Below are 8,201 nucleotides of genomic sequence, written 5' to 3' on the forward strand. Positions count from 1 at the left end.
GGCCCCTGAAGGGTGCCCGGCCCAGTGCCACTCATGCGGTGCCGCTTCAGCTCGCGTCGTCCGCCGTGACCGCGGCCTTCTTGGCCGTGCTCCTGCGCGCGGCGGGCTTCTTCGCGGCGGCCTTCTCGTCGGCGGCGGCGCCGGCGACCGGCTCCGACACCGGCTCCACCCCGGCCTCGGGCTCGACGGCCACGGCGATGTCGACGATCTCGGCGGAGACGTCGCCCCGCCAGTTCCGCACGGCCTGCTCACCGTGCACGGCGACCTTGTCGTACGTCTCCTTGGCGCGCACCGCGTACTCGGCGGCCACACCGACACCGCGCAGGGCGAGGTCCTGGGCGGTCTCCCCGAGCTTCTTCGGGTCGATCGCGCCGAGCACCTCGGTGAACTTGGCGGTGACCGCCTCCTGCACAGCCTTCGGGTCCGTGTTCTTCACGGCCTCGATGCGCGCGGGGGCCTCGGCGCGCAGCTGCTCGATCAGGTCGGGCACCTTCTTGGCCTGCTGCACGGCCAGGTCGGCGGTGCCGGCGGCGAAGTAGAGGGGAGTGGGGTCGGTGAGGGTCTTCTTCAGGTCATCGGCGATGGCCATGTGCTGGTCCTCCCGGATCAACTTCAGTCGGTCTTCGACGGCATCTCGTCGGCGGGCGCATCGAGCGCGTTCTCCTTGCGGAACGACTCGTAGATCTGGAGCAGCACCTGCTTCTGCCGCTCGTTGATGGACGGGTCGGCGAGTATGACGGCTCGCGTCTCCACCTCGTCCGGGTCCCGCTCATCCAGGATCCCGGCCTGCACGTACAGCGTCTCCGCGGAGATCCGCAGCGCCTTGGCAAGCTGCTGCAGGATGTCCGCGCTCGGCTTGCGCAGCCCGCGCTCGATCTGGCTCAGGTACGGATTCGACACCCCCGCCTGCTCCGCCAGCTGCCGCAGCGAAAGCTGAGCCTGCCGACGCTGCTCACGGAGGTACTCGCCGAGATTTCCGACGTTGAGCGATGCCATGCTCAGATCCTGCCCGACTCTGCTAACTATTGCAAGCGCCCTGCTTGCAACAGCTCCCGGTGTCGTCGGGCCTTTCCTCGGAGGAGCAGCCCTGGGTCGAGAGCCGTACCTCCGGCAGGTAGGAGCCGGCCGGGGATCCGGCCTGCGGCCGGGTCACACCGGGGTGCGGGCCCGGGCCGAGGGCCTCCAGCACCTCGGCGGCCGGGTAGCCGAACAGGTCGACGTCGTGCAGGACCACCGGGACGGCGGACGGTCCGGCCGGCCTCGACCCGTACCGGCCGAGGTGGACGGCCGCGAGACCGTGCCGGTCGTGGTCGGTGCGGCCGAGGCGGTCCGGGCAGTCGCCGTAGGCCAGCAGCTCCAGGCCCTCGTAGCGGGCGGTGAAGGCCCAGCCCGCCCCGCAGACCCACGTCTCCCGCACGTCCGCCAAGGTCGCGACGGCCCACCGGGCCTCCCGCTCGGACCCGCCGAACCGCAGGACGCCGACGCCGTGCGGCAGGGCCAGACCCGTGCACGGCAGCACCTCGAACGCCACGTCGTCAGGCCGTGCCGATGACCACCGTCGCGTACAGCTCCTCCGAGGTCACCGCCCGGACCGCCAGGCCCGCCGAGGTCAGGGCCGAGGCCGTCGACGGGGACTGGCGGGCGCTCGTCTCGATCAACAGGTGGCCGCCCGGGGCCAGCCAGGGCAACGCGCCCGCCGCCACCCGGCGGTGGATGTCCAGGCCGTCGGCCCCGCCGTCCAGCGAGACCAGCGGCTCGTGGTCCCGCGCCTCCGACGGCATGAGGACGATCTCCTCCGTCGGCACGTACGGGGCATTGACCACCAGCACGTCCACCCGGCCGCGCAGCGACGACGGGAGCGCCGCGTACAGGTCGCCCTCCCACACCCGGCCGCCGTACGGCGCCACGTTGCGCCGCGCGTACACCAGCGCCGCCGGGTCGATGTCGGACGCGTGCAGCTCCGCGCCGCCCGGCAATTGCGCGGCCACCGCCGCGCCCAGGGCGCCGACCCCGCAGCACAGGTCGAGCACCACCGCGCCGGGCCGGGCCAGGGCAATCGCCTCCCGGACCAGGAACTCGGTGCGCCGGCGCGGTACGAAGGCGCCCGCGCCGACCTCCATGCGCAGTCCGCAGAACTCCGCCCAGCCGACGACGTGCTCCAGCGGTTCGCCGCCCACCCGGCGGGCCAGCAGCTCCGCCAGGTGGTCCGCGTCGGTGGCGGCCCCCGCCAGGAGCTCGGCCTCCTCCTCCGCGAAGACGCAGCCCGCCGCGCGCAGGGATTCCACAAGTGTTGTCGACACGCTCATTCCTCCGTCAGAAGATGTCCGGGCACCACGGGCTGCGCGCCGTACGGAACACCGCGTCGGCCAGCACGGCCGCACCGGGCCGTTCCTCCGTCACCCGGCCCAGCGCGGCCAGCCGCACCGCGGAGGTGCCGCCCAGGTACAAGGAGCCCAGCTCGGCCACGTCCAGCCGCAGGTCCGCCGCCTCCTCGGTCCGCTCGCACACGCCGGTGCCCGCGTCCAGCCGGTAGCGGCCCGCCGCCGGCCCGGTCCTGTCCGTGACCTCCAGGACGAGCACCCCGGGCACCTCGTACGTCCGCGCGCCCAGCGCCCGTACGACGTCCAGCACCCGCACCCACAGGAAGTCCGCGCTGGTGACGACCCGCGCCGCACGCGGGTCGGGCAGCAGCTGCGGGGCGAGGTCGTCGGGGGCCCGGTAGCCGGTGCGGACCTTCGCCACCCAGTCGATCGAGCACAGGAACTGCCACAGCGCCCGCTCCGCCTGCGGGGTGAGGGCCAGCAAGTCCGAGACCCGCACGGTGTTCTGCGGAAGCTTCGCGTCCGTCCAGTGGTCGTCGGCGCCGTAGACGGCGAGGCCGGCCACTTCCCCCTCAGCCGTCCGGTACACGGCGTGGAACTTGTCCTGGTAGGGGCGGTACGACCACGCCTCCAGGCCGGTCGCCAAACTCCACCAGCGCGCGTCCCGGTTCACGGCCCCGGGTGTCCGCGCCCGCAGCCGCTCGTGCAGCTCGGGCCCCACCCGCCGCAACTCCTCGACGTCCACCAGCTCGATGCTTCCGCCGTCCACGGGCGCCGACAGCCGCCGGTCGAGCCCGGTGCGCGGAACGTCGATCTCCCATTCCACGAGGGAGGTGGCGGGCCCGAACCCGTACCGCCCGTAGATCGGGTACTCGGCGGCGATCAGCGTCGCCAGCGCGTCGCCGCGCGCCCCGGCCGCGGCGAACTCGGCGGCCATCATCCGGGTCAGCAGGCCCTGGCGGCGGTGGGTGGGCAGCACGCCCACGCTGGAGATCGCGGTGGTGCGGACGGCCGCCCCGCCGGGCACGGTCAGTTCCTGCGGGAAGGAGCGCAGCGCCGCCACGCAGCGGCCGCTGCCGGGGTCGAACGCCCCCTGCATCCGGGAGAAGTCGCTGTACTTGGCGCGCTGGGCTATGTCGGACTCGGTCACCCGCGAGGTGGTCAGGAAACCGGTGTGCACCGCGCGCACCCAGTCGGGGAGTTCGGATTCGGCGATCGGCCGGACGTCAGCACTCATAGCCGCCCACGCTAATCGCACCGCCGCGGCCGGTCGCCCGAATTTCTACGCGAGCAGGTCGTCCACCTGCGCCTCGCCCTCCCGGTACCGCCGGGTGATCTCCGCAGTGCAGTCGTCCACCGTGCGCTGCAGCTGCTGGCGGCGCCGCGAGACCTGCTGCTCGTAGCGCACCAGCCGCCCCATCCCGTCGTGCAGTTCGCCGTCCGTACGGGCGCCCAGGTCCGAGAGCTCCACGTCGGACAGCATCTCCGCGGCCAGCAGCCGGTATTCCTCGCTGTGCGGGGTGCCGAGCGTGACGTGCCGGGCGGAGGCGCTGCGGCTGGAGGGGGCGTCGGCGAGGATCACCGAGAGCCGGTCCACCACCGGCGTCTCGGGATCCGTCCGCCGGGCCAGCTCGGCCCGCAGGATGTCGATACGGCCTTGGAGCAATCTGCGTACGTAGCTCAGATCGGCCTCGTCGCGCTGCGCGTCACGGCGCAGCGCGCGCAGTTCCGGCAGCCCGAGCGCGGTGGTCGGGGTCGGCGGCCCCTGCGTCTCGGCCGTGCGTTGAGCGGGCGGTCGTACCGCGGCAGCCGCGAAGGAAGCGGGTGACGCAGGTACGGAGGTACCAGAAGTATTCATACGAACGGGTCCGTCCCCTCGACCGGTGCGGCGCACCCGCACCGCCTTCGTGCATCGTGCCACTCCCCGTGGCCCCCACGCAGTCCCACTCCACCCGATCGGCCCCGGACGGGTGCAAGCCTGGTACACAGGTGGTATGCGAGCAGTAGTACAGAGGGTGGACGGCGCGAGCGTCGTCGTGGGCGGCCAGACCGTGGGCGAGATCGTCGGCGAGGGGCTGTGCGTGCTGGTGGGGGTGACGCACGACGACACCCCGGAGAAGGCGGCGCTGCTGGCGCGCAAACTGTGGTCCGTACGGATCCTGGAGGGCGAGAAGTCCTGCAGCGACAACGGCGCACCACTGCTGGTGATCTCCCAGTTCACGCTCTACGGCGACGCGCGCAAGGGCCGGCGGCCCACCTGGAACGCGGCGGCTCCCGGCCCGGTGGCCGAGCCGCTGGTCGACGAGGTCGTGGCGCAGTTGCGCGCGCTGGGCGCGACGGTGGAGACGGGCCGGTTCGGCGCGGACATGCGGGTCTCGCTGACCAACCACGGCCCGTTCACCATCGTCATCGACATCTGAGGCGCCCGGGGCGGATCCACGTGGATCCAGGCGCACCCAGGCACATCGGACCGCCCCGTCAGGGCGCTACGACGACCTCCTGCGCGGCGGCCGTCTTCCCGGCCAGCAGCGGCGCGTCGACCGGCACGTTCCGCTTGACCAGCGCGAGCGCGATCGGGCCCAGCTCGTGATGGCGGACGGCCGTGGTGACGAAGCCCAGCTGACGGCCCTCCTCACCGTCCGAGGCGAGCCGCACCGGGGTGCCGTGCGCCGGGAGCAGCACCTCCGAACCGTCCAGGTGCAGGAAGACCAGGCGGCGCGGGGGCTTCCCCAGGTTGTGGACGCGGGCGACCGTCTCCTGGCCGCGGTAGCAGCCCTTCTGCAGGTGCACGGCGGTGCCGATCCAGCCCAGCTCGTGCGGAATGGTGCGGTGGTCGGTCTCCAGGCCGAGCCGCGGCCGGTGCGCCTCGACGCGCAGGGCCTCGTACGCGAGCAGGCCCGCGGCCGGGCCGTGCGCGGCGGCGAAGGGCTCCAGCTCGGCGCGGGGCAGGAAGACGTCCCGGCCGTACGCGGTCTCCCGGACGATGTGCTCCTTGTCCCGGGCGACCTCGGCGATGGAGCCGGCCGGGAGGTGCACGACCGAGAACTCCTCGGTCCGGTCGGCGACTTCGACCCGGTAGAAGAACTTCATGGACTCCAGGTAGGCGATCAGCTCGCCCTGGGTGCCCGGCTCCACGTGCGCCCACGTGGTCTCGCCGTCGTCGACGAGGTAGAGCGCGTGCTCGATGTGCCCGTTGGCGGACAGGATCAGCGCCTCGGTGGCCTGCCCGGCCGGCAGCTCGGTGACGTGCTGGGTGAGCAGCAGGTGCAGCCAGCTCAGGCGCTCCGGCCCGCTGACGGTGACGACTCCGCGGTGCGAGAGGTCGACGAAGCCGCGCCCCTCCGCGAGGGCGCGCTGTTCGCCGTACAGCTCGCCGTAGTGGGCGGCGACGCCCTCGTCACGGCCTTCGGCCGGTACGGCGCCGGGGAGATGGAGCAAGGGGCTGCTGGTCATGGGACCAAGCGTACGACCCTGCTACGACTGCGCGGCACGCTGCTCGGCAGCGCACTTGCGGCAGAGACCGAAGATCGCGAAGTGCTTCATGTCGGTCTCGAAGCCGAAGGTGGTACGGAGCTTCGCCGTGAACTCGGCGGCGATGTCCACGTCCGCCTCGATGACCTCGGCGCAGTCCCGGCAGACCAGGTGGATGTGGTGGTGCCGGTCGGCGAGGTGGTAGGTGGGGGCCCCGTGCCCGAGGTGGGCGTGCGAGACCAGCTTGAGCTCCTCCAGGAGCTCAAGGGTGCGGTAGACGGTGGAGATGTTGACCCCGGAGGCGGTCCTGCGCACCTCGACGAGGATCTCGTCCGGGGTGGCGTGCTCCAGGGCGTCGACCGCTTCCAGCACGAGCTGGCGCTGCGGTGTCAGCCGGTATCCGCGCTGCCGCAGGTCGCTCTTCCAGTCAGAGCTTTCGGTGTCCACGCTGCTCCCCACCCGGCCAGTGTATGCGTGCGGAGGGGGCCGCGGGCGATCCCGCGGCCCCCTTTCGCACAGCCGTGCGTATGTCGTACAGCCTGTGGACTCAGCGGAAGAAGGCGATGCCGTCGTCCGGCATGTCCGGGAGGTTGCGCGCCATCTCGGCGACCTCCTCGGGCGTGACGACCTTCTTCAGCTGGGCCGACATGTACGGACGCAGCTCGACGTCCGGGGTGGCCTTCTCGCCGACCCACATGAGGTCGCTCTTCACGTAGCCGTAGAGCCGCTTGCCGCCGCTGTACGGGCCGGAGGCCGCGGTACGGGCGACCGCGTCGGTGACCAGGTCGATCTGGGGCTTCTGGTCGGCGAGCTCGCCGTACCAGACCTCGACGACGCCCTGATCGCGGACCATGACGATCTCGACCTTGCGTTCCTTGTCGATGCGCCAGTAGCCCGACTCGGACTCCAGCGGGCGCACCTTCCTGCCCTCGGCGTCGAGCACCCAGGTGTGGGACGTGTACGCCAGGAAGTCCCGGCCGTCGTGGCTGAAGACGACCTCCTGGCCGAAGTTGCACTTCTCCTCACCGGGGAAGTCGAAGACTCCCGCACCCTCCCAGTTGCCGAGGAGGAAGGCGAGGGGGACGAGGCCCGGGTTCAGGTCGGACGGGATCTGGATCATGAATGGCTGCTCAGGCGATCTGTAAGAGGGGTTCCGGGGCGGTCTGCTGGGCGGATGCTCAGCGCTGACCCTGGTACAGCTTCTTGACGGCCAGGCCGGTGAAGGCCATGACGCCGACGCAGACCAGGACCAGCAGGGAGGTGAAGACTGCCTCAAGCACGGGGTGCTCCTCGGAATTCGTTCGGGGGTACGGGCCGGTTCCCAAGCCTACTGGCCCGGGGCCGGGCGCACTGTGCGAGGTGGCCCGTAGCCCGGGTCCGGGCCGGGCCCGGGCCCGGCCCGGCCCGGCGGTCAGCTCAGCAGCTGGCTCTGCAGGATCACGGTCTGGTGGAAGGGAACGGTGGCCACCTCGCCCTTGCGGGTCTGGATGACCATGCCGAGGACGTCACCCGTCCGGAGGCACCCGACCTTGGTCTGCTCCTCCCCGGTGACGGGCTTCATCTCCTGGTACACGGTGAGATAGGTGCCGTCGAAGTTGGCGGCGCCGGGGAAGTCCAGGGCGGTGCTGTTCATCTGCGTGTTCTTGGCCTTGCTCCAGACGTCGTCCAGGTCCAGGGCCGAGACGCCGTTCAGGTCCGCATTGGTGTCGCAGCCCCTGAAGGCGTCCACGAAGCCCGACGAGTGGAAGCGCAGCAGGTAGACGTGCGTGCGCGTGCCGTCCGGCGTCGTCCAGCCCCGGCCGACGATCTGCCGCAGCCCGTCCCATTCGAGGGACGTCTTGAGCTCCTCCCGGGCTTCGGGCGCGTACTCCTCCAGGAAGGAGTCGACCGGCACCGCACCGTCCTTGTCCGCCTTGACCGCGTCGTCGGCCTCGGCGCCCTGGGGAGCGGGCAGGAGCAGGCCGGTGAGCTGCGCGTAGTGCGTCCCGTCCTTGTTGTCCGGGCCCTGGGGCAGGGGGGCGCCGGCGGGCAGCGCGGGCAAGGAGAGCTTCGGGAACGTCCAGCGGCCGTCGCCCTCGGTGGACAGGCCGGGGATGTCGGTGCGCTCCGGCACGGTGATCCCGTACGCGACCCCGGCACCGACCACGGCGAAGACGGCCACGGCGGCGGTCCAGCGCAGGGCGGCGCGCAGCGCCCGCCGGTCCTTCGGCGGGGCGGGCGGGGCCGCCCAGGGGGAGGCCTCCGACGAGGGCTCGGCAGCGGGCGCGGGCACGGGCACGACGGCGGCCTCGGACTCGGCGGCCGGCTCGGGCGCTGGCTCGGCGGCCGGCTCGGCGGCGGTCACGGGCGCCGGCTCGGCGGCCGGCTCGGCGGCGGTCACGGGCGCCGGCTCGGCGGCCGGCTCGGCGG

11 protein-coding genes are annotated in these 8,201 nt (G+C 72.4%); 1 reads left to right on the plus strand and 10 read right to left on the minus strand.

The window, feature by feature from the left end:
- Positions 1 to 46: 46 nt before the first annotated feature.
- Genes ACWGIU_RS21655 through ACWGIU_RS21680 form a run of 6 tightly spaced genes read right to left on the minus strand, consistent with a single transcriptional unit; the run spans position 47 to position 4,179 of the window.
- Positions 47 to 589, minus strand: coding sequence for a hypothetical protein (locus ACWGIU_RS21655; RefSeq protein WP_453708142.1), 543 nt, complete (start codon positions 587 to 589; stop codon positions 47 to 49).
- A gap of 23 nt (positions 590 to 612) precedes the next feature.
- Complete coding sequence (locus tag ACWGIU_RS21660; RefSeq protein ID WP_453708144.1) at positions 613 to 996, minus strand: helix-turn-helix domain-containing protein; 384 nt, start codon at positions 994 to 996, stop codon at positions 613 to 615.
- Positions 997 to 1,018: 22 nt separating this feature from the next.
- Positions 1,019 to 1,531 carry a hypothetical protein gene (locus ACWGIU_RS21665; RefSeq protein WP_453708146.1) on the minus strand — a complete coding sequence of 171 codons (513 nt, stop codon included), beginning with the start codon at positions 1,529 to 1,531 and terminating at the stop codon, positions 1,019 to 1,021.
- Between the two features lie 4 nt (positions 1,532 to 1,535).
- On the minus strand, positions 1,536 to 2,306 hold the full coding sequence (locus ACWGIU_RS21670) for a putative protein N(5)-glutamine methyltransferase (RefSeq protein WP_453708148.1): 771 nt from the start codon (positions 2,304 to 2,306) through the stop codon (positions 1,536 to 1,538).
- A 7-nt stretch (positions 2,307 to 2,313) separates the two neighbouring features.
- Entirely contained in the window at positions 2,314 to 3,558 is a 1,245-nt protein-coding gene (locus ACWGIU_RS21675) for a GNAT family N-acetyltransferase (protein WP_453708150.1), read from the minus strand.
- A 45-nt stretch (positions 3,559 to 3,603) separates the two neighbouring features.
- Positions 3,604 to 4,179, minus strand: coding sequence for an RsiG family protein (locus tag ACWGIU_RS21680; protein WP_453708152.1), 576 nt, complete (start codon positions 4,177 to 4,179; stop codon positions 3,604 to 3,606).
- A gap of 136 nt (positions 4,180 to 4,315) precedes the next feature.
- On the opposite strand from ACWGIU_RS21680, the gene dtd reads away from it, so the two are divergent.
- Positions 4,316 to 4,741 (plus strand): D-aminoacyl-tRNA deacylase, encoded by a 426-nt coding sequence (dtd, locus tag ACWGIU_RS21685; RefSeq protein ID WP_453708154.1) that lies wholly within the window; start codon positions 4,316 to 4,318, stop codon positions 4,739 to 4,741.
- 58 nt (positions 4,742 to 4,799) lie between these two features.
- Here the strand turns inward: dtd and ygfZ are convergent, their stop codons facing one another.
- From ygfZ to ACWGIU_RS21705, 4 genes are all read right to left on the minus strand, one after another.
- On the minus strand, positions 4,800 to 5,774 hold the full coding sequence (gene ygfZ, locus ACWGIU_RS21690; protein ID WP_453708156.1) for a CAF17-like 4Fe-4S cluster assembly/insertion protein YgfZ: 975 nt from the start codon (positions 5,772 to 5,774) through the stop codon (positions 4,800 to 4,802).
- 21 nt (positions 5,775 to 5,795) lie between these two features.
- On the minus strand, positions 5,796 to 6,251 hold the full coding sequence (locus ACWGIU_RS21695) for a Fur family transcriptional regulator (protein WP_453708158.1): 456 nt from the start codon (positions 6,249 to 6,251) through the stop codon (positions 5,796 to 5,798).
- 88 nt (positions 6,252 to 6,339) lie between these two features.
- Positions 6,340 to 6,912: an FABP family protein gene (locus tag ACWGIU_RS21700; RefSeq protein WP_453708160.1), complete on the minus strand. Its 573-nt coding sequence runs from the start codon at positions 6,910 to 6,912 to the stop codon at positions 6,340 to 6,342.
- Positions 6,913 to 7,203: 291 nt separating this feature from the next.
- The coding region (locus ACWGIU_RS21705) for a hypothetical protein (protein ID WP_453708162.1) at positions 7,204 to 8,201 on the minus strand (998 nt) is incomplete at its 5' end.

The sequence above is a fragment of the Streptomyces sp. NPDC054840 genome (assembly GCF_053611065.1).